Origin of the sequence: Aestuariivirga sp., from assembly GCF_046294715.1 — a bacterium.
GTDB lineage: Bacteria > Pseudomonadota > Alphaproteobacteria > Rhizobiales > Aestuariivirgaceae > Aestuariivirga.
The window spans coordinates 49,627-72,694 of sequence record NZ_JBKBKI010000003.1 but is presented as its reverse complement, the minus strand read 5'-3'; the positions used below and the strand labels follow the sequence as shown (position 1 = coordinate 72,694).

General features: G+C 66.0%; 27 protein-coding genes. 13 read left to right on the top strand and 14 right to left on the bottom strand.

Annotation, left to right across the window (positions count from 1 at the left end; all coding sequences use genetic code 11):
- Positions 1 to 46: 46 nt before the first annotated feature.
- The 5 genes from ACK4HL_RS03415 to ACK4HL_RS03395 form a co-directional block, all read right to left on the bottom strand.
- The gene (locus ACK4HL_RS03415) at positions 47 to 538 is read right to left on the bottom strand and encodes a ferritin-like domain-containing protein (protein ID WP_409756635.1); all 492 of its coding nucleotides are present in this window, start codon (positions 536 to 538) and stop codon (positions 47 to 49) included.
- On the bottom strand, positions 535 to 810 hold the full coding sequence (locus ACK4HL_RS03410) for a hypothetical protein (RefSeq protein ID WP_409756634.1): 276 nt from the start codon (positions 808 to 810) through the stop codon (positions 535 to 537). Before ACK4HL_RS03410 ends, ACK4HL_RS03415 begins: the two co-directional genes overlap by 4 nt.
- Before the next feature lie 82 nt (positions 811 to 892).
- Positions 893 to 1,750, bottom strand: a complete 858-nt coding sequence (locus ACK4HL_RS03405) for an SDR family oxidoreductase (protein ID WP_409756633.1) — start codon at positions 1,748 to 1,750, stop codon at positions 893 to 895.
- A gap of 14 nt (positions 1,751 to 1,764) precedes the next feature.
- The gene (locus ACK4HL_RS03400) at positions 1,765 to 2,178 is read right to left on the bottom strand and encodes a hypothetical protein (protein WP_409756632.1); all 414 of its coding nucleotides are present in this window, start codon (positions 2,176 to 2,178) and stop codon (positions 1,765 to 1,767) included.
- Positions 2,179 to 2,295: 117 nt separating this feature from the next.
- Complete coding sequence (locus ACK4HL_RS03395; RefSeq protein WP_409756631.1) at positions 2,296 to 2,796, bottom strand: hypothetical protein; 501 nt, start codon at positions 2,794 to 2,796, stop codon at positions 2,296 to 2,298.
- A gap of 136 nt (positions 2,797 to 2,932) precedes the next feature.
- Here ACK4HL_RS03395 and ACK4HL_RS03390 point away from each other — a divergent pair, with 136 nt between their 5' ends.
- Both ACK4HL_RS03390 and ligD read left to right on the top strand, forming a co-directional pair.
- Positions 2,933 to 3,811, top strand: coding sequence for a Ku protein (locus tag ACK4HL_RS03390; protein WP_409756630.1), 879 nt, complete (start codon positions 2,933 to 2,935; stop codon positions 3,809 to 3,811).
- Between the two features lie 58 nt (positions 3,812 to 3,869).
- On the top strand, positions 3,870 to 6,416 hold the full coding sequence (gene ligD, locus ACK4HL_RS03385; RefSeq protein WP_409756629.1) for a DNA ligase D: 2,547 nt from the start codon (positions 3,870 to 3,872) through the stop codon (positions 6,414 to 6,416).
- Between the two features lie 56 nt (positions 6,417 to 6,472).
- Here ligD and ACK4HL_RS03380 read toward each other — a convergent pair whose 3' ends face one another.
- A complete protein-coding gene (locus tag ACK4HL_RS03380; protein WP_409756628.1) occupies positions 6,473 to 7,816 on the bottom strand; it encodes a DUF6600 domain-containing protein in 1,344 nt (447 codons plus the stop codon).
- 167 nt (positions 7,817 to 7,983) lie between these two features.
- Between ACK4HL_RS03380 and ACK4HL_RS03375 the strand changes: the two genes are divergently transcribed.
- Positions 7,984 to 8,283: a hypothetical protein gene (locus ACK4HL_RS03375; RefSeq protein ID WP_409756627.1), complete on the top strand. Its 300-nt coding sequence runs from the start codon at positions 7,984 to 7,986 to the stop codon at positions 8,281 to 8,283.
- A 179-nt stretch (positions 8,284 to 8,462) separates the two neighbouring features.
- Positions 8,463 to 9,392, top strand: a complete 930-nt coding sequence (locus tag ACK4HL_RS03370; protein WP_409756626.1) for a hypothetical protein — start codon at positions 8,463 to 8,465, stop codon at positions 9,390 to 9,392.
- A gap of 63 nt (positions 9,393 to 9,455) precedes the next feature.
- On the opposite strand, the gene ACK4HL_RS03365 is transcribed toward ACK4HL_RS03370, so the two are convergent.
- Positions 9,456 to 11,228: an SLC13 family permease gene (locus tag ACK4HL_RS03365; RefSeq protein WP_409756625.1), complete on the bottom strand. Its 1,773-nt coding sequence runs from the start codon at positions 11,226 to 11,228 to the stop codon at positions 9,456 to 9,458.
- A 167-nt stretch (positions 11,229 to 11,395) separates the two neighbouring features.
- On the opposite strand from ACK4HL_RS03365, the gene ACK4HL_RS03360 reads away from it, so the two are divergent.
- The 5 genes from ACK4HL_RS03360 to ACK4HL_RS03340 all read left to right on the top strand — a co-directional run bounded on the left by ACK4HL_RS03360 (position 11,396) and on the right by ACK4HL_RS03340 (position 14,681).
- Positions 11,396 to 11,884: a hypothetical protein gene (locus tag ACK4HL_RS03360; RefSeq protein ID WP_409756624.1), complete on the top strand. Its 489-nt coding sequence runs from the start codon at positions 11,396 to 11,398 to the stop codon at positions 11,882 to 11,884.
- Between the two features lie 205 nt (positions 11,885 to 12,089).
- Positions 12,090 to 12,488, top strand: coding sequence for a phage holin family protein (locus ACK4HL_RS03355; RefSeq protein WP_409756623.1), 399 nt, complete (start codon positions 12,090 to 12,092; stop codon positions 12,486 to 12,488).
- Positions 12,489 to 12,773: 285 nt separating this feature from the next.
- Entirely contained in the window at positions 12,774 to 13,364 is a 591-nt protein-coding gene (locus ACK4HL_RS03350) for a hypothetical protein (protein ID WP_409756622.1), read from the top strand.
- Between the two features lie 152 nt (positions 13,365 to 13,516).
- Positions 13,517 to 14,245, top strand: a complete 729-nt coding sequence (gene folE, locus ACK4HL_RS03345) for a GTP cyclohydrolase I (RefSeq protein WP_409756621.1) — start codon at positions 13,517 to 13,519, stop codon at positions 14,243 to 14,245.
- A 7-nt stretch (positions 14,246 to 14,252) separates the two neighbouring features.
- A complete protein-coding gene (locus ACK4HL_RS03340) occupies positions 14,253 to 14,681 on the top strand; it encodes a BLUF domain-containing protein (protein WP_409756620.1) in 429 nt (142 codons plus the stop codon).
- A 16-nt stretch (positions 14,682 to 14,697) separates the two neighbouring features.
- Here the strand turns inward: ACK4HL_RS03340 and otnI are convergent, their stop codons facing one another.
- The gene (otnI, locus tag ACK4HL_RS03335) at positions 14,698 to 15,465 is read right to left on the bottom strand and encodes a 2-oxo-tetronate isomerase (protein ID WP_409756619.1); all 768 of its coding nucleotides are present in this window, start codon (positions 15,463 to 15,465) and stop codon (positions 14,698 to 14,700) included.
- 69 nt (positions 15,466 to 15,534) lie between these two features.
- Positions 15,535 to 15,963, bottom strand: a complete 429-nt coding sequence (locus ACK4HL_RS03330) for a response regulator (protein ID WP_409756618.1) — start codon at positions 15,961 to 15,963, stop codon at positions 15,535 to 15,537.
- Positions 15,964 to 16,170: 207 nt separating this feature from the next.
- On the opposite strand from ACK4HL_RS03330, the gene ACK4HL_RS03325 reads away from it, so the two are divergent.
- Positions 16,171 to 16,920 carry a Crp/Fnr family transcriptional regulator gene (locus ACK4HL_RS03325; RefSeq protein ID WP_409756617.1) on the top strand — a complete coding sequence of 250 codons (750 nt, stop codon included), beginning with the start codon at positions 16,171 to 16,173 and terminating at the stop codon, positions 16,918 to 16,920.
- Positions 16,921 to 17,000: 80 nt separating this feature from the next.
- Here the strand turns inward: ACK4HL_RS03325 and ACK4HL_RS03320 are convergent, their stop codons facing one another.
- Positions 17,001 to 18,455, bottom strand: a complete 1,455-nt coding sequence (locus ACK4HL_RS03320; protein WP_409756616.1) for a diacylglycerol/lipid kinase family protein — start codon at positions 18,453 to 18,455, stop codon at positions 17,001 to 17,003.
- Positions 18,456 to 18,671: 216 nt separating this feature from the next.
- Complete coding sequence (locus ACK4HL_RS03315; RefSeq protein ID WP_409756615.1) at positions 18,672 to 19,466, bottom strand: response regulator; 795 nt, start codon at positions 19,464 to 19,466, stop codon at positions 18,672 to 18,674.
- Positions 19,467 to 19,647: 181 nt separating this feature from the next.
- On the opposite strand from ACK4HL_RS03315, the gene ACK4HL_RS03310 reads away from it, so the two are divergent.
- The 3 genes from ACK4HL_RS03310 to ACK4HL_RS03300 all read left to right on the top strand — a co-directional run bounded on the left by ACK4HL_RS03310 (position 19,648) and on the right by ACK4HL_RS03300 (position 20,688).
- The gene (locus tag ACK4HL_RS03310; protein ID WP_409756614.1) at positions 19,648 to 19,821 is read left to right on the top strand and encodes a NepR family anti-sigma factor; all 174 of its coding nucleotides are present in this window, start codon (positions 19,648 to 19,650) and stop codon (positions 19,819 to 19,821) included.
- Between the two features lie 43 nt (positions 19,822 to 19,864).
- Complete coding sequence (locus ACK4HL_RS03305; protein ID WP_409756613.1) at positions 19,865 to 20,416, top strand: sigma-70 family RNA polymerase sigma factor; 552 nt, start codon at positions 19,865 to 19,867, stop codon at positions 20,414 to 20,416.
- A gap of 92 nt (positions 20,417 to 20,508) precedes the next feature.
- Positions 20,509 to 20,688 (top strand): DUF1328 domain-containing protein, encoded by a 180-nt coding sequence (locus tag ACK4HL_RS03300; RefSeq protein WP_409756612.1) that lies wholly within the window; start codon positions 20,509 to 20,511, stop codon positions 20,686 to 20,688.
- A 40-nt stretch (positions 20,689 to 20,728) separates the two neighbouring features.
- Here the strand turns inward: ACK4HL_RS03300 and ACK4HL_RS03295 are convergent, their stop codons facing one another.
- The 3 genes from ACK4HL_RS03295 to ACK4HL_RS03285 all read right to left on the bottom strand — a co-directional run bounded on the left by ACK4HL_RS03295 (position 20,729) and on the right by ACK4HL_RS03285 (position 23,031).
- Positions 20,729 to 20,899 (bottom strand): hypothetical protein, encoded by a 171-nt coding sequence (locus tag ACK4HL_RS03295; RefSeq protein ID WP_409756611.1) that lies wholly within the window; start codon positions 20,897 to 20,899, stop codon positions 20,729 to 20,731.
- A 26-nt stretch (positions 20,900 to 20,925) separates the two neighbouring features.
- Positions 20,926 to 21,123, bottom strand: coding sequence for a CsbD family protein (locus tag ACK4HL_RS03290; protein ID WP_409756610.1), 198 nt, complete (start codon positions 21,121 to 21,123; stop codon positions 20,926 to 20,928).
- Between the two features lie 111 nt (positions 21,124 to 21,234).
- Positions 21,235 to 23,031, bottom strand: a complete 1,797-nt coding sequence (locus tag ACK4HL_RS03285; protein ID WP_409756609.1) for an AI-2E family transporter — start codon at positions 23,029 to 23,031, stop codon at positions 21,235 to 21,237.
- Positions 23,032 to 23,068: the final 37 nt, after the last annotated feature.

Sequence of the window (23,068 nt, the reverse complement as noted above, 5' to 3'; positions counted from 1 at the left end):
GCCCGTCCGGGTGCTGCGGCCCCTGCTGTTCCGGATGAGGATGAGGTCAGGCGGCGGCCCGCTGGTTGATCGAGTCCTCGGCAATGGTGCTGAGCTTCTCGTCAGCGGCCTTCTCTTCCTCCAGCGTCTGCTCGAGAAGCTCTGCCACCTCGTTGTTGCCGATCTCTGCCGCCCAGCAGGCCAGCGTGCCGTAGCGGGCGATTTCGTAATGCTCCACCGTCTGCGCCGAGGAAATCAGGGCGGCATCGAGCGTCTGCTCGTCGTCGATCTCGGAGGTCGTCTCCTCGGCCTCCCGCAGCAGGCCCTCGAGAGCCTCGCAGGTCTTCGCCGTGGGGCGCTGGTCGAGAAGCTGGAATACCTGCTCCAGCCGCTCCACGTGCGTCTCCGTTTCGGAGAGGTGATCCTCCATCGCCTGCTTGAGTTCGGGCGAGGTCGCTTTCTCCGCCATCTTCGGAAGCTGCTTCACGAGCTTCTTTTCCACGTAGTAGAGATCCTTCAGGGTCTCCACGAACAGGTCGTTCAGGGTCTTCACGCTCATTTGGTTCTCCTTGTCTTGTTCTGGTCCACGGCTGGATCATCCCGTCCGTGGGCGTTGCGTTTCTCACGCCAGGCCTCGAAGGCCTCGGCGTGCTTGCGGCGCTCGTCTTGACGCCAGTTCTTGAATTGCTCCTCGAGTTCGCTCGCCTGGCCGTTCCGCCAGCGGGCGAAGTCGCCGCCGGCGCGCCCCGAGGCGGGGTCCGCCTTGGCGGCCTTCCGGTGGGCGGCCGGGTTCCGCGGGGGCCCCCGGTCATTCAGCGTATCGTCGTTCATGATGGCTCGAACCCTCTCGGCGCGCATTGTCTTGCCTTGGCAAAACCCTCGGGCAGCGCGCGAAGTTCCTCGTGAGCGGCGTTCAGGATCCGACGATCTTGCCGCCGTTGGGGTGGAGCACCTGGCCGCTCATGTAGGAGGCTTCCTCGCTGGCGAGGAACACGAAGCAGCTCGCCACCTCGTTGGGCTGGCCGGGCCTGCCGAGCGGCGTGTCGCCGCCATGGGTCGAAACCTTTTCGGCATCGAAGGACGCCGGGATGAGCGGTGTCCAGATCGGGCCGGGCGCCACCGCGTTCACCCTGATGCCGCGGGGCGCGAGAAGCTCTGAGAGGGTGCGCGTCAGCGTCACGATCGCACCCTTCGTGGCCGAATAGTCGATGAGCTGCGTGTGGCCCTTGTAGGCCGTGATCGATGTGCAGTTGATGATGGCCGCACCGCACTCCATGTGGGGCAGCGCCGCCTTGGTCAGGAAGAACATGCTGAACACGTTGGTGCGGAAGGTTCGTACAAGCTGCTCTTCGCTCAGCTCCTCCAGCGCGCTCACCGTATGCTGCTCGCCCGCATTGTTGACGAGGATGTCGAGGCGGCCGAATTTCCGGATGGCCAGGTCGATCGCCTCCCGGCAGAGCTGCTCCGAGCCGATGTCGCCCGCGAAGATCTCGGCCTCGCTTCCCTCATCCTCGACGAGGCGCCGGGTCTCGCGCGCGTCCTCGTGCTCGTCCAGATAAAGGATCAAGATCTTTGCGCCCTCGCGCGCCATGCCCACGGCGACGGCGCGGCCTATCCCACTGTCGCCGCCCGAGATCACGGCGACCTTGCCCTTGAGCTTGTCGGCTCCCTTGAAGCGGGGGCGGTAGTCGGGCGCCGGCCGCATCTCGGATTCGAGCCCTGGCTGGCGTTCCTGTTCCTGGGGAGGAAGGGTCTTCTTCTTTTCGCTCATCGTTCCGCCCGCGCTCAGAGGACGGCCTGCGGGGCAGGCGCGGTATGCTCGCTCCGCGCCTCGCCGGTGGCGGGAAGCTGGATCACCGTGGCGCGCTGCCCGTCGCGCAGATGGGTGAGGAGCACGATCTCGCCATTGGCGAACTCGAGCGCGTCGTGATGAAGCAGCGGATTGTCCTCGTTCACGTGGCGGAAGCGGGCAAGGAGGCAATCATGCTGGTGCGCCTGGAGCAGGAAACTGAAGAGGCCGGAAAACCGCACCGGTTCGTCGAACGCGATCTCCGTGCCCGGCAGGAGGCAGACGGCCAGGTCGGGCTCGCCGTCGGCGCAGAAGCCACGCGTGGTGGAGCTTGAGAAAGCGGCCGTCACCAGCCGGTCGCCCGCCGCTGCGGGCCTGTTCTGCTGCTGTTCAAGACTGTAGTCGCACATGGCTCGTGTCCTCGTATCTTGCGGGGACAACGGAAGGCCGTGGCGATGGTTCCTGATGCGTTTCGGCCTCTCTCGCGGGGGGAGAGAGGCCGAAGGCTGTCAGGAATCGTGCGGCTGTCAGGGATTGGCCGGGGCGGTGGTGCCCGTACCCGTGCCCGTCTCCGTGCCGCTCGCCGGCGGCGTGGTGGTGCTGCCGGTGGTGTCGACGGCGTTCGGATCGGTACTGCCCGCGGTTCCGCTTCCGCTCGCCGTGGTTCCGGTGCTCTCCGTGGCGTCCGGCGTGCTGCCGGCCACCGGCACGTCGACATCCGCGGGGTTCGTGGCCACGTTGGTGCCGCTCGAGCCGAAATAGAGGGCAACCAGGAAGGCCACCACCAGAACGGCTGCGGCGATGATGAAGGTCGTGGCGAAGCCGCGCCCGGCGCCTGCCGTGGTCCGGCTGCTCACCCGGTCATCCCGGAGATTCACGTCGTTGTCGTCGCTCGTGCGGTAGCCGGCGCGGTCCACCGGCGGCAGGGGATCCTGCATTGAACCCATGGGGGTCGGATCGGCGGACGGCTCGCCCGCAAGAGGGTTGCGGCTGGGGTCATGCCGCCCCGGGGAGGGGGTCGTTGCCATGCAATACTCCTTTGTACCGGTTGAATTTGAACCTGTCCGGAGGGAAATCCGCCACCATACCCGATGGTTCCATCGGATCGGCGAGGAAAGGAACCGGCTGCCGGGCGCCGCATTCTGCCGGTGTAGGGAGCAGCGCATGGCCGCGAGAGCTTACTGGAAGGGATTTCTAAGGCTGTCTCTGGTATCGATCGCGGTCGAGGTGTTCAATGCCGAGGACCGGAAGGGGGACGTGAGTTTTCACCAGATCCACAAGCCGACCGGCAAGCGCGTGCACTATGCCAAGATCGTCGAGGGCGTCGGCGAGATCGATCCGGCCGACATTGTCAGCGGCTACGAGATCGAGAAGGATGTGAACGTCCTCATGGAGCCCGAGGAGATCGACGCGGTGAAACTCGAGAGCAAGAAGACGATCGAGCTCGCCCGTTTCGTGCCGCTGGAGGAAGTCGATCCGCGCTACTTCGAGCAACCCTATTACGTGACGCCCGCGGACAAATATGCGGCCGAGGGCTATCTCGTCATCCGCGAGGCCCTGCGCAAGACGGGCACCATGGGCTTGGGCCAGCTCACCGCGTCGGGCCATGAATACCTGATCGGCGTGATGCCGCTGGAATCGGGGCTGATGCTGATCCGCCTGCGTTATGCCAACGAGGTGAAGCCCTGCTCGCAGTTCTACTCGGACCTGCCAAGCATGCGGCTCGATCACGAAATGGTGGATCTCGCCACCGAGCTGATCGAGCGCAAGGTCGGCCGTTTCCGGCCCGAGCAGTTCGAGGACCGCTACGAAACCGAGCTGCGCAAGCTGATCGCCCGCAAGGCCAAGGGCGAGAAGATCACGGTCGAGCCTGAGCCGGAGCCGCCGCGTGGCAACGTCATCAACCTCATGGACGCCCTGCGCGACAGCTTGAAGAGGGGCGCGCGGTCCGAGGCCGAACCGCAAAGGTCCAAGCCCCGCAAGGCCGCCGCCAAGCGCAAGCCGGCGCCGCGCAAACCCGCCAAGCGCGCCAAGGGCAAGTGAAGGCAAAGACATGGGAAGAAAACCGGCAGGAACGTCCGCTGGGGCAGCGAAGAAACCCTTGCGCAAGGGTTCCGCCAGGCGCGCCTCGCCGCTGCGCGATTACTCCGCCAAGCGAGACTTCTCGAAGACGGCGGAGCCCGCACCCGCACCCGCACCCGCGCCGGGGCCTGCTGCACGCCGCCGCTCGCGCCTTTCCTTCGTCGTCCAGAAACATGCGGCGCGACGGCTCCACTTCGACCTGCGGCTGGAACTTGACGGCGTCCTGAAGAGCTGGGCCGTCACGCGCGGCCCGAGCCTCCGCCCCGGCGTGCGCCGCCTTGCGGTTCAGACGGAAGATCACCCCATGGCCTACAAGGAGTGGGAAGGCGTGATCCCGAAGGGCGAATACGGCGGCGGCACCATGATCGTGTGGGACCGGGGCCATTGGATTCCGGAAGGTGATCCGCACGAGGGCCTCAAGGCCGGCAAGCTCACCTTCCGGCTCGAGGGCGAGCGGCTGAAGGGTTCGTGGTCGCTCGTCCGCCTGAAGGACGAGGCCGCGCGCCAGAACTGGCTGCTGATCAAGCGCAGCGACGAGCATGCGCTCGCCGCCGGCGAGACGGAGCCGACGGAGCGCCACATGACATCAATCCTCTCCGGCAAGAGCAACGAAGACCTCGAGACCAGCAACACGCTGAGGGCAGACCACAAGGCGAGAGCGTCCCGGTCCTCCGCGGTGAAGCCCTCCGCCGTCGCCAAGGTCCCGGGCGCGCGCAAGGCCATGCTCCCGGCCTTCGTCGAGCCCAGCCTCGCGATGAGCGTGGCGGAGCCGCCCACGGCTTCGGGCTGGCTGCACGAGATCAAGCACGACGGCTACCGCATCCAGGCGCGGCTCGATGGCGGCAAGGTGAAGCTCCTCACCCGCAAGGGCCTCGACTGGACGAAGCGCTTTCCCGCCGTCGCTGACGCGGTGAAGACGCTCGCCGCCAAGGCAGCGCTCATCGACGGCGAGATCATCGTCCAGGACGAGCAGGGGCATTCCACCTTCAGCGGCCTCCAAACGGATCTCAAGTCGGGCCGGCAGGACCGCATCGTGTTCTACGTCTTCGACCTTCTCTATCTCGACGGCGCGGACATCCGCGGCGCGCCGCTGACCGAGCGCAAGCGCCTTCTGTCCGAGGTCCTGAGCCAGTCGCCGCAGCACTTCGCGCTGCGCTACAACGATCACCTCGACCAGCCCGGCGAGGACATCCTGGCCCAGGCCTGCCGCTTGGGTCTCGAAGGCATCGTGTCGAAGAAGTGCGACATGCCCTATGTCTCCGGCCGCGGCGAGCACTGGGTGAAATCGAAATGCATGCTGCGCCAGGAATTCGTCGTCGTCGGCTTCCTTCCGGCGAGCGACAGGAAGAACGCCGTGGGCTCTCTCGTGCTGGGCTACTATGAGGAGGGCCGCCTGATGCATGCCGGCCGCGCCGGCACCGGATACTCGGTGGAAGAATCCGCCTCGCTGTTCAAGCTGCTGAAGCCGCTTGCGGCGGAGAAGCCGAAATTCGCCAACAGCGTCTCGCGGCCCGCCGCGCGTGACGTGGTGTGGATCGCCCCGAAGGTCGTGGCCGAGATCGAGTACCGCGGGCGCACCGCCGATGGGCTGGTGCGCCAGGCCGCCTATGTGGGCCTGCGCGAGGACAAGCCCGCCGCAGAAGTGGTCCTGGAGCCTGATCCCGGGCACATCCCGCATCGCGAAAGCCGGGCGCGCCGTGCGCCGTCGGCCCGGGCCGAACCGGCATTCGCCTTCACCCACCCCGAGCGCGTGCTGTGGCCGGATGCGGGCGTCACCAAGCAGGACCTGGGCGATTATTACAGCGCCATCGCCGGCTGGGTCCTGCCCCACGTGGCGAACAGGGTGTTGAGCCTGCTGCGCTGTCCGGGCGGCGCTTCGGAAAAGTGCTTCTTCGCCAAGCACGCCTGGATGGGCCTCGACAAGTCGATCAGCCTCGCCGACACCGGGGACGAAAAGCCGATGATGTCGGTGGCGGATCTTTCAGGGCTCCTCGCGCTGGTGCAGGCGAACGTGCTCGAGATCCATGTGTGGGGTTCGCGCATCGGCGATCTCGAGCGTCCGGACCGGCTGATCTTCGACCTCGACCCGGGAGAGGGAATTGGCTGGGAAGACATAAAGTCCGCCGCCGTGGAAATGCGCGAGCGGCTGCAGAGGCTGGGGCTTCGGTCTTTCCTCAAGACGTCCGGCGGCAAGGGCCTGCACGTGACGGTGCCGGTCGAACCGGCGCTGGACTGGGAGAACGCCAAGGCCTTCACCAAGGCCGTGGCCCAGCAGATGGCGGCCGATGCGCCGGGCCGCTACGTGGCGACCATGGCGAAGAACCGCCGGCAAGGTCGCATCTTCATCGACTATCTCCGCAACGGCCGGGGCGCCACGGCGGTCGCTCCCTATTCGACCCGCGCCCGCGCGGGAGCGCCGGTCGCCATGCCGATCGACTGGAGCGAGCTCGATGCCCTGCCTTCCGCCTCTCACTACACGCTGAAGCGCGCGCTGGAGCGCCTCTCCGGCAGCACGCCCGATCCCTGGAAGGACATGGCTCGCCTACGCCAGAAACTGAAGCTCTGAGCAAGGAAGAACCGGCGCCCTGGGGCGCCGGTCCTCGTTTCACGCGGTGTCGGGGTTTACTGCGCGGGCGCGCAGTTGGCGTCGGTGGCCGGATCGCAGGCCTGCTGCTCATCCTTCTTGGCCTTGCCCTTGGCCTTGCCCTGCGCGTTGCCGGAGTCCTCTCCGGCCTCGGCAGCGGGCTGTTCCGGAGCGGCGGTGGAGCCGGTCGCATCCTCTGGCTCTTCCGCAGCATCCTCGGCCTTCTTCTTGGCCTGGCCCTGGTTGCCATCGTCCTGGTTCTCGGCCGCAGCGGGCTGATCCTCGGACGGCGCGGGTTGCTCGGCCGTTTCGGGCTGAGCCGCGCCGGCCGGCTGGTCGGAGGTGGCGGTGTCCGCAGCATCCTCGTCAGCGTTCTTGGCCTTCTTCGCCTTGTCGGCCTTGTCAGCCTTGTCCGTCTGACCCTCGGCGGCGGGGGCACCGGGCTCCTCGGTCTGGGCTGCATCGGCCGGCGCTTCGGTCGTGCCGCCCTCCGCCGCTTCCGAAGCCGGTTCCTCCGTGCTGGTTCCAGCCGCATCCTCGGAGGCGCCGCCGCGCTTCACCTTCTTGACCTCGCTCACCTCGCTCACCTTCGGCGGCTTGGCCTTCTCGTCGGCGGCGATCTCGCCCTGGAACACCGTCACCTGGTCCTCGCTGGCGCGGGCCTGGCGCGGATCATCCGTCTCGCGCACCTCGACGGTCTTCACATCCTTGCCGGTTTCCTTTTCGATGATGTCGACGTCGATGACGTTGTTCACCACGATGTTGTTGGTGATCTTCGGAACGCCGATGAACTCCGTGCGCTCCACCACCTGCCGGATCTCGCGGTCGTCACGGATGACGACGACATGGATGTCGGGTTCGAGGAAGCGCCGGGTCGGCACGGCCACCCAGTAGAATTCCGGAATGTCGCCGACGGAGATCGAAATCGAAACGTCGACGTCCCCGTCGCGATCCGGCGGCAGCGGCGCCCAGACCACGTAGTCGGCACTGCGCCGCCAGCTCACCCAGGCCGGAGCCCAGCGCTTGCCCGGCACCCAGTACCAGCCGATGTCCTCTGCATAACCCCAGCGGCCGTAATGATAGGTGGCCCAGCCGAAGGCCTCGTCGGAAACCCAGGTCCAGCCATAGCGGTCCGTGTAGACCCAGTGCCCGAGGGTGTAGGGACGCCAGTCGCTGCCGACGTTGGCCGGAATGAACACGTAGGCATCGTTGTAGTTCACCCAGCTGCCATGGGCGGAGAGTTCATCGTAGAAGACTGAGAAGCTGATGCTCACCGCCGCCTCGGCCTGTGGCACGAATGAAAGCCCTGGCGGAGCGATGCTTCCGCCCACGAGCGCCAGTGACGCGATGGCCGTTCCGGCAAGAATATGTCGAATTTTCATGATGCTGTCCTTCTTCTGTTCGGTCGTGGCAGTTCAGCGGGAGCCAACGCCGAAATGCGCGCGCAGTTCCTCACGCTTGCCGCGACATTGCCTTTGCGCTTCGGGAACATTCGCCGGAAATCCCGCGTTCGCCTTCATATCGTTGATGAAAACGAGGAGGGCGGGCCATGACCGCCAGGAAATTGCCGCCGCTTCTGGTCGGCGTCAGCTACCGCTCGCCGTTGCTCACCGCGGCGGATTTCAGCGGCCCTGATCTTGCGCGCGAACTCGCAGGCGAGGTCACCGCCGTGCTGAGGCTGCGCTTCGCCAATGGCACCGAGCTTGAGGTGCCCGCCCGCGCCTTTCAGTTGCAGATGCTGATGGGAAGCCTGATGCGGAGCTTCCCCCAGCAGGCTCTTGCGCAGCTGCGTCACTGCCCTGACGACGACGCGGGCGGCCCGGATCAGGCGCAGGGCGAGGGGCGTTGACGCCGATCCGCCCTCCGGCTTCCTTCCCTGCAGGAACTTTTCCCCCTCCCGCCGGTTGCTTCGGCACGTATCTGCAAGGGAGAAACACCATGAATTCCGTGATCTATCTGGTTGGGCTGGTGGTCGTCGTCCTGGCCGTCCTCTCGCTCCTCGGCCTGAGCTGAGGCGGGGAGGCGCCAATGGCAATCATTGCCAAGACTGCCGAAACGGAAATCGTTCGGCGGAGTGAAGCGGGTACGGGCTACGCCGACTGGAGCGCCATCTTCGCCGGCGCAGTGGTGGCCACCGCCATCTCGATGATGTTCGTGGCCTTCGGTTCGGCCGTCGGCTTGTCGCTCACGTCCTTCACCGATCGCCAGGCCATGCCGGGCCTCGGCGTGATCATCGGCATCGGGCTCTGGCTTGTGTGGCTTCAGGTGACGGCTTCCCTCGGCGGGGGCTACGTGACCGGCCGCCTGCGCCGCAGGATCGGCGATGCGGAGCGTCACGAGGTCGAGATGCGCGACGGGTTGCACGGCCTCGTGGTGTGGGCGCTGGGCGTGCTCATCGGCTCGCTGGTGGCGGCATGGCTCGCCTCGCTTGCCACCACCGGGGCGGCCACGGTGGCCGCCGGAGCGGCATCGAACCCGCAGGCCACGAGCGCGGCGACGAGCGACTATTACGTCGACCGTCTCCTCCGCGCCGGCGCGCCCGCTGCCGAGGCACCACCTGCCGGCGAGGCAGCTCCTGCCGGCGAGGCGGCACCCGCCCCGGGTGCTGCGCCAGCCCCTGCATCCGGGCCCGTGAGTGCCGAAAGCCGCGCCGAGCTCGGCCGGCTGCTGAGCTCGAACCGGGTGACCTCGGCAGAAAGCGAGGACCGCGCCTATCTCGTTCAGCGCATCTCCGCCGCGACCGGGCTCTCCGAGCAGCAGGCAACCGAAAGGCTCGACTCGACGCTCGCCGCCATGAAGGCCCGGGCGGACCAGGCGAGGCGTCTCGGCGTGCTCATGGCCTTCATCACGGCGGCCTCGCTGCTGATCAGCGCCGTCGCTGCCTGGTGGGCCGCGACGAAGGGTGGCTCCCACCGCGACGACGCGGTCGACCACAGCCGCTACACCGCCTGGCGCTGAGCCGCGGCAGCATCGTTGCAATCCAGGGCTCCGCGATCGCATCGCGGAGCCTTTTTCTTGCGCTCATCCGCCGAGCGGCCAGAACACCGGCACCAGCAGCAGCGCGATGCCGAAGATCAGGAAGGTGAGCGGGAAGCCCACCTTCACGAAATCCATGAAGCGGTACTTGCCGGGCCCATAAACCATCAGGCTCGAAGGTTCGAGCGGCGTGAGATAGGAGCAGCTCGCGGCAATCGCGATCATCATCGCGAAGCTCCTGGGATCGAGGCCGAGCTGCCGCGCCGTCTCGAACGCGATCGGCACGACCACGATCGCCGCGGCCTGGTTCGACATCGGCTGCGTCAGCGCCACGGTGAGCACGAAGAAGCAGCTAAGGAGGAGGAGCGGGCTCTCGCCCCCCAGCACCGCGATCAGCTGCGTGGCGAGCCAGCGGCCCGTTCCCGTCTGGTCCATGGCCACGCCGAGCGAGAGCAGCGCGCCGATGAGGATGAGCACCTTCCACTCGACGCGGCGGTAGGCCTCCTCGGGCGAGATGCATCCCGTGAGCAGCATCAGGAAGGCGCCGCCCAGCGCCGCCACCGGCATCGCCACGAGATTGAAGCTGATCGCCAGGAGAACCACCGCGAAGATGGTGATGGCGAGCGCCGCATGCGAGGTGCGCAGCCGCTCGGTGTCGACGCCGCCGAAGATGTTGAACATGTTGCCGCGCTCGAGTTCCTTCACCGCTTCCGGGGGGCCCTGCAGCAGCAGCACGTCGCCCAGCCGCATTCGGGTGCGGCTCAGCCGCCGCGGCATGCGGAAGCCGGCCCGGTTGAGTCCCAGCACCTTCAGCCCGTAGCGCTCGTAGAACTCCGCGCTCTTGAGCGTGTGGCCGATCAAGGGCGAATCCGGCATGAGCACGCCTTCGACGATGGGGTTCTCCTCCTCCGCATCGTCGGCCAGGTGCAGGTCGGCCTTGAGGTCGAGCCCGCTGATGTCCTTCACCCGCAGGAGATCGCGCCGGCGGCCTTCCACCACGATGACGTCTCCCGCCTCGAGGAGTGCGGTCGCCTTGCCCGTCACGGGCTTGCCGTTGCGCAACAGGCGCATGATCCGGAAGCCTGTATCCTTGCCCACCGGCGAGTCCTCCAGTGCCGTGCCGACGAGAGGCGAATCCTCCGTCACCACGAGATCTGCCGCGTAGTCTCGGTTTCCCACTTCCTCGGGGGCTGCGGCATCGCGCGCCCGGTCCGGCATCAGCCTCAGGCCGAGCGTCAGCATGTAGGCGATGCCCAGCACCGCGATCGGAATGCCGACGGGTGCGAGCTCGAACATGCCCATGCGCGGCTCGCCTGCACGCACCATCAACTCGCTGATGACGATGTTCGTCGACGTGCTGATGAGGGAAACGGAGCTTGACAGGATGGAGGCGAAGGCCAGCGGCAGCAGCAGCCGGGATGGGCTCGTGCCGCTCCTCGCCGCCATGCCGAGAACCACCGGCACGAAGAAGGCGGTGGCCGCCGTGTTGCTGATGAAGGCGGAGAGGGAGGACACCGCGACCATGACGATCCCGAGCATCAGGAAGGGCCTGTCGCCCACACGGCCGAGGATCCACTGGCCCACCGTGTCGACGATGCCGGTGTGGGAGAGAGCGGCGGTCATGATGAAGAAGCCCAGGATCATCACCACGGTGCCGCTGCCGAAGCCCGCGAGCGCCTTCTCGGCCGGCACGAGGCCGGTGGCGATCACCGCCAGCAGCACGCCCAGCCCCACGACGTCGGCGGGTACGCGATCCCAAGAGAACAGGACGACCGCCGCACCGAGAATGGCGAGGCAGGTCATGATTTCCGCCGTCATTGTCTTCCCCTTGCTGCCCCGCCGCGCCCACTGCAACGCGCAGAACGGGAACGGGGCTGAGGGGTTCCTCAAGTGGCGCATCCGGGCCGTCCGCTCGCCGGAACCAAACCGCCAGCGTGCAGTTATTGACGGACGGCGGCACCAGGCAGTTTTTCGGGAGGATATCGATGGCGACAGTGTCTCACTTGCGCGGCCGCGCGCGCAGCAGGCCGGCATCGGAGCGCGAGAGCCCGGCCTTCATGGACGACCTCCTCACCATGGCAGGGAGTCTCGCCAACAGCCGCAAGGAATATGCCGCCGCCCAGCTCGAGAGCCTGGCCGACTCGGTGCGCCAGTTCGGCGATGCTTTGCCCGCCGTGCCCACGATGCGTACATATGCGGAGACGGCGGCGGACAGCCTCGAGGAACTCGCCAATTACGTCGTCGAGAGCGAGCTGGTGGATATGGTCGCCGATGCCCGCGAGTTCACCAGGCGTCATCCACTCGTCACGTTCGGAGGCAGCATCGCCGCCGGTCTCATCATCACGCAGATCGTGCAGTCCCGCGCCCAGCAGATGCGAACGTCCACGTCCTCGCGCCGCAACCGCCAGGCCGCCCGCCGCGGCCGCGCGGCGCCATCCGCATCCGAAGAGGACGATATCGAGATCACCGAGTGACGGAGAGATGTTTTCCCCGGGCAGTGTCTCCCTCCCCCAATAGGCTGCCTGCACCTTGACCCCGCTCTGCGGGGTTTCTTTTTTCAACGTCTTGTGGTGCAGCACGCGCTCCGGAACCAAGCGCAGCCTCATGCGTTGCAAACCACGACGATCACAACCCCGCTTCGTGCCTGTGGCGAAAGACGAGGAGTGGGAGAGCCACGGAATGCTCAAGCAGCGAGAAGAGACGCGAGAGGTGGACCGCGCCGACATCGGGGCTTTGCTGCAGCGGCTCGCGGCCGACGGCCGGAACTGGGCCGAGGCTGAGGTGACGCTGGCGCGCACCGAACTGGGAGAGTTGAAGGCGCAGGCGATCCGCGCCGTCGCGTTCGCAATGCTCGGCTTCGCCGCCGGCTTCTGCTTTCTCGTTGTTCTGTCCCAGGCCGGCATCGCCTTCCTTGCGCCGCTCGTCGGCAACACCGGCGTTGCTGCGCTCATCGTGAGCGCGGTGCTGCTCGCGCTCGTCGGCGCATGCTTCATGGTTCTCCGGAGTGCCATCGCCTGGCGCACCGAGAGCATCTTCTTCCGCTGGTTCGCACGGCGCTCGAGCGATGCAGGGCCATGAACGCAGCGTTCGAGAAAGCTGCCGCGGAAGCCCGCGCCCGCCGGGCTGCGCTCCGCGCCACGCTGGAGGACCTGCGCGCAAGAACCGCCCCGCCTCGCCTCGCCGAGGATGCGCTGAACCTTGTCGATCCGCACCTCTCGCTGCTCGTCCGGCTGAAAGAACGCGTCGCGGGCCACAAGCTTCTCAGTCTTGCCATACTGGCGGGAATGGGCTGGCTCCTGGGCGGACCAGGGCGCCGGCCGGTAACGACCTCACCACCCAGAGCAAATGCAAAGGAGAAGAAGAATGACAGCGGAAAAATCCATGGAGACCAACGGCCAGGCCCAGGACCAGGGCATGGCGAAGACCGCCGGTCGCAAGCCGGCGCGCAGGAAGTCGCGCGGCGGCGCGTCCGCAAAGCGCAACAAGACGGCCGCATCGCGCCGCTCGGGCGCCAGCCGCAGCCAGTCGAAGAGCAGCGGCGCGTCGGCAAGGGGCGCGGGCCGCTCGAAGAGCAGCAGCGCTTCGGCGCGGAGCGGCAGCCGCCGCAGCAGCAGCGCCAGCAGCGCCAGCAGCTCGCGCCGCAGCAGGAGCGGAAAGTCGGGCAGCAGCTCTAGCAGCTCCCGCGGCGGCATCGCGTCCCGTCTGCTGTCGACCAGCCGCAAGGCCGCCGGCACCGCCTATGAATGGGCGGCCGAAGGCGCGAGCCGCGCCATCCCGCTCGCCAGCCGCGGCATGCCGGACCAGCGCATGGTCCAGCGCCTCGCCGACGAACGCCCCTACATGCTGGGCGCCCTCGGCCTCGGCATCGGCGCGATGATCGGCCTGATGCTGCCGAGCCCCCTTTACATGAGGGGCGGCTTCGCCTCGCGCAGCGGCGGCCGCAACCGCCGCTGAGGAGGACGCTGACGAGGACCGGCGTTCCGCCCTTCCCGGGGCGGAACGCCTCCATCTGGTCCGATTTGGCAAGCTTCCCGTATCCCTGCAATGATGCACCCCGTCCCGTTGTCGGCGCGGGATCGCGCTGCTAGTGTCGAGGGAGCGGAAAGATGGACCGGATGGCGATGGACAAACCCCCTGCAGGCGAGCAAGACGGCAAGGCCGCCCCGGTTTCGGCCCGCATCCGCTCCCGCATCGAGAGGGCGAACAAGCGCTATCACGCCAACGACAACATCTCGGCCTTCATCGAGCCGGGCGAGATGGAGGCGCTGCTCGAGGAGGTCGCCTCCAAGATGCATGGCGTGCTCGAGAGCCTTGTCATCGATGTCCGCCATGATCACAACACCCGCGACACGGCGCGCCGGGTCGCCAAGATGTATCTGAACGAGGTGTTCCGCGGCCGCTATGTGGGCGAGCCGCCGGTCACCGAATTTCCCAATGCCGAGTATCTGAACGAGCTGATGATCGTGGGCCCTATCACCGTCCGGAGCGCCTGCAGCCATCACCTTTGCCCCATCATGGGCAGGCTGTGGATTGGCCTCCTGCCCAACGAGCACTCGAACCTGATCGGGCTTTCCAAATATTCCCGCCTCGCCGAGTGGATCATGTCGCGGCCGCAGATCCAGGAAGAGGCGATCGCCCAGGTGGCGGATCTTCTGATGAACAAGGTCGCACCCGACGGATTGGCTGTCGTCATGGAGGCCGATCATTTCTGCATGCACTGGCGCGGCGTGAAGGACAGCGCCACCAAGATGGTGAACAGCGTGATGCGCGGCGCCTTCCTCAAGAACGCCTCGCTGCGGCGCGAATTCCTCTCTCTCGTGAACCTGAAGGACTGAACCACAGATGATGGTCCGCTGCGTTTATGCCAGCCGCGCCGCCGGTCCCTTGAGCACCGCGATGGTCGAGGACATCCTCGAGACGTCGCGTTCCCACAACACCGCGAACGGCATCACCGGAATTCTCTGCTATGGCGGCGACGTCTTCATCCAGGTGCTGGAAGGCGGCCGCGACGAGGTCTGCGAGCTCTACAACGCCATCGTGCGGGACGGGCGCCACACCCATGTCCGCCTTCTCGTCTTCGAGGAGATCCGCGAGCGCAAGTTCTGCAACTGGACCATGGGCCACGTCGATCTGTCGAAGGTCAATCCGGGCCTCTTGCTGAAATACCACGAAAAGCCGGCGCTGAACCCATTCGCCTGTTCCGGCGTGGCCACCATGTCGCTGCTCGACGAGCTGGTGGCCACAGCCGCCGTTCACACCCGCATGTCCTGAGGCGCGCCGCCTCCGCTCAGAGGTTCTGCATCCAGGAGAGGCCGTCGCGCGTGTGGCCGGCAGGGCGGTATTCGCAGCCGACGAAGCCCGCATAGCCGAGCGCGTCGAGGTGGCGGAAGATGCGCATGTCGTCGAGCTCGCCCGTGCCCGGCTCGTTCCGCTTCGGCACCGAGGCGGTCTGCACATGGCCGATCATCGGCATCAGCGCCTCGAGGCTCTTCATCACGTCGCCGTGCAGGATCTGGCGATGGTAGATGTCGTACTGGAGCTTGAGGTTCGGCAGCGCCAGCGATTGGACGAGCGAGGCGGCGAAACCGAAGTCGTTCATGAAGTAGCCAGGCATGTCGCGGCCATTGATCGGCTCCACGAGGATGTCGATGCCGAGCGGCGCCGCCGCGGCACAGGCATGGCGCAGCGCAGAGACGAACCTCTCGCGCGTGGCGGCATCGCTGCGGTCGCCATGGCCGCTCATCAGGTGCAGTCGCTTGACTCCGGTGGCGCGCGCATAGGGCAGGGCCTTCTGGACCGATGCCTTGAATTCTTCCTCGCGCCCCTGAAGGCAGGCGAGGCCGCGCTCGCCCTTGTCCCAGTCGCCCGGCGGCAGGTTGAACAGCGCCTGCGTGAGGCCCGCAGCCGCCAGCCTCTTTGCGATTTCATCCGGCGCGTAGGCGTAGGGGAACAGGAACTCGACGGCGGTAAAGCCCGAATCGGCCGCTGCCTTGAAGCGGTCGAGGAATTCCCACTCGTTGAACATCATCGACAGGTTGGCGGCGAAGACCGGCATGTGGCTCCCACGCGATTCGAAAGCATCGGCCCCGAACACTACAGCAAGCGCACGGTGGCCGGAACCGGCTCATGCCTGGTCGGGTGCGCCTTCCGTCTTGGGCCCGCGCTTCGCCGGCTGAAGTGTTCTGAGCAGGGCCTCCGCCAGCAATTCGGCGGTGAAGGGCTTCGACAGAACCGGCAGATGGGCAAGCGAGTCCGGAAGTTCGAGCCCGGCCCCGTAGCCCGTGAGGAACATTGCCGGAATGCCGCGGCTGGCGAGCGTCTCCGCGATTTCCAGCGTGTTGCAGCGTCCCACCTCGTAGTCGAGGACCGCGAAGCGGATGCCGGCCGTCTCCGCGATCAGGCGGGCTGCTGCCACGCTCGAGGCGCCCAGCACCTGCCGCAGGCCGAAGCTTCGCAGCATCTCCTCGAGGTCCAGGCGGATGATCGAATCGTCTTCCACCACCAGGCAGCAATCGAGACTGTCGGCAGGAGCCGAACGCAGGAGATCTTCCATCGGTCAATCCACAATTGGCGCTGGGGCCGGGCAGGGAGCTCTCTGGAACAATCGCCCGGTGTGAGCGTTCCATGACCGATATCCGGGGTTCTGCGGCCGCGAAACGGCCCGCAGGAGAGGCAAATCGCCGAAGCGCTTCCGCCATCCGGTCCGGGTATTGAGTGATACCTCATCCCGGACGGATTGTCTGTCCATTAGTGAGCTTTCATGGTTGCGCATTACGAAAGTTCCACCCTCATCGACACGCTCCTCTCCGGCAACAACCTCCTCTCCGCTTTGAGAGGGCCGGATCTCGACCTCATGCGGCCGCATTTCCGCGCCCTGCAGTCGGCCTCGAACACGGTTCTCTACGATCCGGGCGAGAACGTGCAGACGGTCTATTTCCCCTGCCACCGCACGCTCGTCTCGTTCCTTGTTTCCACCGACGACGGAAGTGCCATCGAGGCCCTGCTGGTGGGGAGGGAAGGAGCCGTCGGCGGCATTGTGAGCCAGGGCAATCTTCCGGCCTTCGCGAAGATCGCAATCCAGACCGGGGGCGATCTTCTTTGCATTCCCGTGAGCGTCCTCGACGACTGCAAGGAGAGGTCGCGGGCGGTGGAGAACCTGTTCGCCCGCTATGCCGATTGCCTCGTCGCGCAGATGTTCCAGACCGCGGCCTGCAATGCCGCGCACAGCATCGAGCAGCGCACCGCGAAGTGGATCGGCGCCGCCATCGAGCGCTCGGGATCGCGGGAAGTGCCCCTGACGCAGGAACGCCTCGCCGCGATGCTGGGCGTGGGGCGCAGCTACATCAGCCGGGTGATCGGCACGTTCAAGCTGGACGGCACCCTCGCCGTGCGCCGGGGCCATCTCGTTGTGAAGGACGAGGAGAAACTCCGCGCCCGCTCATGCAGCTGCCACGAAATCGTGAAGCAGCACTTCAACACCGTCCTGCACGGCGTCTATCCCGAAACCTGAACCATTCTTCGCCTCCTCCGCACAGGAAAAAGCCCGGCCGGAAAATTTCCGGTCCGGGCCAGGACGAGGAGGGAGGAACCTTAAGGCGTCGTCGTCGGCGCGGGCGCCGTACCGGTATCCGTGCCCGTGGTGCCGGTGGCCGGAGCCGTTTCGGTCGTGCCGGTGGCAGGAGCCGTCTCGGTCGTCGTGCCGGTTGCAGGCGCGGTTTCTGTCGTCGTGCCGGTTGCAGGCGCGGTCTCGGTGGTCGTCGTGGTGGTCGTCGACTCGGTTTCAGTCGTGGGCGCCGGCGCGGTGGCGGCCGGCGGTTCGGTCGTCACGGTGGTGTTGTTGGTCGTGGACGCAACGTCACCGTCACCCCGGGTTCCGTAGTACCAAAGCAGGGCAATTGCCGCGAGGGCAATGATCACCCCCAAGATCCAGCCCGTTGCCGATGAACCCGACCGCGGAGGCCTCTGGTTGTAATGGTTCTCTATGTTGTCTGCCATTGCAGTCTCCGATCGTTGGCGCAGCCCTTGTCCGCGCGACGGGGGCGAAACGCCCGGTGCTGCGCGAAGTTCCAACCCCGCCTCGCCGGTGGCGGGGCGCGGCACCAGAACCATCAGCGCTCCCGGTTCGCTGGTGATCGTGAGAGGCAGCCGGAACAGGGTCAGTTCCCCGTCGATCGTTGCGCGGATGCTCCGTCTCCGGCGGCCGAAACGCCTCCGCCTGTCGATCGTCACCTCGCGACCGCGCTCCTCCTGGAGGTTGAGATTGTCCCGCCAGCGGCCGCGCAGCAGGTCGAGGACGAGCCGCAGATAGGCCGGCGTCGACATGGGTTGTATCGCATAGACGCCGAGCAACCCCTCGTCGAGCCGCGTCTGCTTGAGCCAGGCCGAATCCTCGTAGATGTTGTTGCTCACCACCAGCGCCGGCGTCTTGTAGTCTATCATGCGGCCGTCGATGGCGAGCGTCAGCCGCTGCGATTGCGGCCGCAGCAGCACCGTGACGAGAGCGCGCGACGAGGCGAGAATCTTGGTAAGCCGCGAGCTGTAGCCCAGCCTCTCCCGGATGCGCACGATCCGCGGCTGAATGCCGAAGGAGACATGATGCAGGAACAGCTGTTCTCCGGCCCGCGCCGCGTCCACGGCGCGCGGTTCCGCGTCCTTCACCTGGGAAAGCGCCGCGCCGAGTTCCGCCTCCATGCCGATCGCCTTGGCCATCAGGTTCATCGTGCCGAGAGGGAGAATGCCCATGGCGATGCCGCTGCCCACGAGCAGCCCCGCCACGCTCGCAACCGTCCCGTCGCCGCCGCCGACCACGATCCGCCCGCACTCGCCGGAGCGGAGCAGGCGGCGCACCGTCGGCTCGATCTCGGCACCGTCGATGAGAAGAATCTGCGGTTGGTATTCCTCACCGCTCCAGGTCATAGCGATGAGATCGTGCACGGCCTCATCGCCCATCGTGCGGACAGTGCCGGACTGCCGGTTGACCAGCACGGCCGTGCCCCGCGGCCGATTCCCGGCCGCTGAAGCTCCTGCCTCGTTCGCCTCATCCATTTTCGTCATATCGGTGAAACGTCCGGAGAGTTCAACGGCGTCAGGGAACTTCAGGGCCTTCGCGGTGTTGCGGGAGCGGTCAACCCGCAGGAGTGTACGATGAGAGGCATATTGCTTTGGCTGATCGGAATACCCATCCCGATCATCATCCTTCTCTATCTGTTCAACGTTGTCTAAGCGAAAAGAAAGGCCGGTTTCCCCGGCCTTTTCAATGTCTCACGCAGCCTTCCTGGATCGAAGGTCGAAGAACAGCGCCTGCGCGATGAGGGCCTTCACCATTTCCGGCGAGAACGGCTTGGTGATGAGGAATGCCGGTTCGGGCCGTTCCCCGGTGAGCAGACGTTCCGGGAAGGCGGTGATGAAGATCACCGGAACGTCGAAGCTGCCGAGGATGTCGTTGACGGCATCGATGCCGGAACTGCCGTCGGCGAGCTGGATGTCGGAGAGCACCAGCTGCGGACGCTTTTCCTTGGCGAGCTTCACGGCCTCCTTGTGGGTCCTGGCGATGCCGACGGAACGGTGACCGAGCGAGGTGATCGTGTCCTCGATGTCGAGGGCGATAAGCGGCTCGTCCTCGATGATGAGAATGTCGGATGCGATCATCTCCGAGATCTGCCGGTTGGCGTCCTCGAAGAGGCGTTCCACCTCGCTGTCGCTGCGCTGCAGGATCTCGCCGATGTCGCGCCGGTCGAAACCCTCGACCGCGGAAAGAAGGAACACCTGTCGCGCCGGCCCGGGAATGTTGGAAAGGCGGCCCTGCACGGTCGCTTCCCAGCTGGGCTGTGCTCCTTCCGCCTGGCCGTTGATCGGGATCGAGCCCCACAGCTTGCACAGAGTCTGGTAGAGCGCGAGGCGCGGGCTGCTGGCGGATTTGAGGATGGCGGGATCGGCGATCAGGCTTTCGAGCACGGCGGCGACGTAGGTGTCTCCGCTGGCCTGGGTTCCGGTGAGGGCGCGGGCGAAGCGGCGCAGATAGGGCAGGTGGGGTGCGACAGTCGCGGATAGAGTCATTCAGACAACGGCATGGCTCGACGCCACGGCCCTCCCTTGGTGATCGTCAGAGCTAATAAATGCTTTCGCAGGCATCTGGTTCCAGCCAAAGCGAATTTCTTTGGAACTTAATCGCCCCTGGCGCATTCTTGGAGGCTGAACCGCCGTTGTGCCGGGGGTTGGACGGGCGATAATCAGGATCATGAACGACAAGACGGGCAAGAAATCGAAGGCCTCCAGCAACCAGCAGGTGGTCAAGGAGGCGGTGAGCAGCAAGCTCAAGGCCTATTACGACGATATTTCCAGGCAGGATGTTCCGCAACGGTTTCTCGATCTCCTCCGAGATCTCGACAAGGCCGGCGAGAAATCCGAGTGACGATGTTCATCCTAGAGTTGAGTAGCGGGGCGTATATCCTGTCATGAACGATCATGAGTTCAGGAACGATCTGATCGCCTTTATTCCGCCTTTGCGCGCCTTTGCGATTTCGCTCACGGGCAAGGTGGATCGTGCCGACGACCTCGTGCAGGAGACGCTCCTCAAGGCCTGGGCCAACCGCGAGAGCTTCGAGCCCGGCACCAAGCTCAAGGCCTGGCTCTTCACCATCCTCCGCAACGAGTTCTACACGGTCTTCCGCAAGCGCAAGCGCGAGGTGGAGGATGCCGACGGCGTCATCGCCGCCAATGTCGGAGTCCACCCCGAGCAGGACAGCCACATGGATCTGACCGACATGCAGCTTGCCCTCAGCCGGCTCCCGGTCGACCAGCGCGAAGCCCTGCTCCTGGTGAGCGCGAGCGACATGTCCTACGAGGAGGCGGCGGTGATCTGCGGCGTGGCCGTGGGCACCATCAAGAGCCGCGTCAACCGGGCGCGTGCCCGCCTCGCCGAGCTCCTCCACCTGCGGGAAGCCTCCGAGTTCGGGCCGGAACCTGAGGTGAAGGCCGCCCTCATGTCCAAGTCGGGCGTGGGCTGAGGCCCTGAGGCCACAAGGGAACATTTCACCGGCCACTCTCATTGAAAGCCACGGAGAACAGGCATTCTGCCTGTCGCGAAGGAGGTTTCGGCATGAATGTCTCGAATCTTCTTCATTGGGCGATCGTCTTCCTCGTCGTCGCCGTCGTGGCGGCCCTGCTGGGCTTCGGCGGTGTCGCCGGCACGGCCATGGAAGGCGCCAAGATCGTCTTCTGGGTGGCCATCGTGATCGCGGTGGTGACGTTCCTCATCAGTGCGTTGCGCAAGGCGTAGAAGACAGGAGGGCCCGGGTGATACCCGGACCCTCCTGACGCTACATCTGCGCGGTCTTGTAGACGGTAGTGACGTTGGGCATGTCGGCGCGATACATCACGTGAGTCGCATCTTCCTGCTGGTGGCGCGCCGTGTTGGCGGCCACGATCGCCAGGAAGGGGAAAAGGGTGAACTGGCACGCCGTCAGCAGGGTGATTGCCAGGATTCGCATGTCCGTCTCGCCTCCTGCTCAGCCGCTCAGAGCGACTTCAGCCACTGGTCGACTTCGTTCCGTGCACGGTCCTTCTCGAACCCGTAGTAGCGCTGAAGACGGCCCTCGAGTTCCTCGCGGCGGCCTTCGACCACGTCGAGATCGTCGTCGGTCAGACGGCCCCACTGCTGCTTGGCCTTGCCCTTGAACGACTTCCAGTTACCTTCGATCCGGTCCCAATCCATGGTTCTCTATCTCCTGGGTTGCTTGACATTTTCCGGTGCACCCATGCACCGCTGTTCAAACAACGGATTCGAGTCAGGCTGGTTCCGGGAAATTAACTAAATCCTTTTGAGTCAAGAAGTTGCAACCGACAGTTCCGCCCCTTTCTGAACATTGTCGGCGGCGCTTCCATCCGGCACGGCGGGCAGCATCGCGAGCGCGTGCTCGGGGTTGATCATGCTTCGCGCTCCTTCGGTGTCCTTCCAGGCGAGCCCGATGATCTTGGCGTCCGGCAGGCGTGCCGCGATGCGCTTCTCGAGATAGGCATATTTCGCCGCGGAAGGCGCGGTGAGATAGCACAGGCAGGCGATGCGGGCGCCTTCTGCCAGCGCCTCGGGAAACTTGCCCGGCTGGATCGCATCCGGCGGCAGCAGGCGGTGCGGCACTTTCTTCAGCCGCAGCAGGGCGGAGACGGAAAGTGCCGCCGCGAAGTTGAGTGCACCATGCGCGGCAACGAGCACGACGGGCGACGGCGCGTCCGTCCTGTCCTCCCTCTCCGGCCAGAGTTCCTCGAGGAGTTCCGAGAAGCTGGTGACGACCGCCACCTCGCGCTCAGGCGAAAGCACTTTTCTTTTCCGGTCGGCATCGGCGAGCAGCAATCCGGGGACGACGACCTCGGTCAGGTACTTGTCGAGTTCGCCCTGCTCATCGTATTTTTCCGCATGTTCGGCCGCCTCGACCGGGTCGTTCGCCAGCATCCGCTGGTAAAAGGCGTGATCGGGCGTCAGCACCGGCCTCGAGCCGAGCAGCACTTCGAGGAACTGCAGCGCCTCGATGTGCCGGCCCACCACCAGCAGCACGATGGTGATGGGCGTCGAAAGCACGAGGCCGATCGGGCCCCAGATGGCCGTCCAGAAGGCGGCGGCGGCGACAACCGCCACGGGCGAGAGCCCCGTGCTCTTGCCGAAGAACAGCGGCTCCAGCACATGGCCCACCATGGTTTCCGTCACCACCACGACCGCGAGCGTGAGGAGGGCGAGGGTCCAGCCATCGCCCACCGCGGCGGCGATGATGATGGGAAAGACCGATGCCAGCAGCGTGCCCACATAGGGAACGAAGCGGAGAATGGCGGTGAGGATCCCCCACAGCAGTGCCCCCGGCACCCCGATCACGAACAGCGCCGTGCCGATGAAGGCGCCGGTCAGGGAGTTGATCAGCATCTGCGTGGCGAACAGGCGGCTCAGCCGCTGCCCCGCCTCGTCGATGGCCGTCGTGGTGCGGTGGATGTCGCCCGTGCCGGCGAGGCGGATCAGGCGGTTTCTCAGGTCCTCACGATAGATGAGGATGAAGGTCAGCATCAGCACCACGATCCCGAGCTGCGTGAGCGGATGCACGAGCAGGCCCACCATGCCGACGAGCGAACCGAAGGGCCCGGGATTTTCCATCACCTGCACCGGAACGGGCTGAACGGGGGCAGGGCCCGCCGCCACCGGCGGTTCGGGCTGTTCGAGCTCCTTGCGCAGGTTCTCGAGCACGCCGGCGGCCCGCTCGAGCGTGCCGCTGCCCGTCGCCATGTCCTTGAGGTTCTGCGCCTTTTCCCGCAGGCTCGTCTGGTAGGCGGGGAGGTCCGCCGCGAGGTTGGTGAGGGTCGAGGCCACGAGCCCCGCCACCACAGCCACGATGAAGCCCGCCATCATCACCGTCATGATCACGGCCAGCACCTTGGGCAGCCGCAGCCTCTGCAGGCCCGTGACCACCGGCGCCAGCAGGATCGCGAGCAGGATCGCCAGGGCGATCGGGATCAGGATCTCGCTGCCGAAATAGAGAATGGTGCAGACCGCGAGGAAGATGACGAGGCCGTTGACGATGGCCTGCCCGGCCGCCGGGCCAAGGCTGTTCTCACGATAGACCGCCGCGGGCAGTGGCCGCATCCCAGACCTCTTCCTGTGCTGAGGGTTTCGCCCCGCA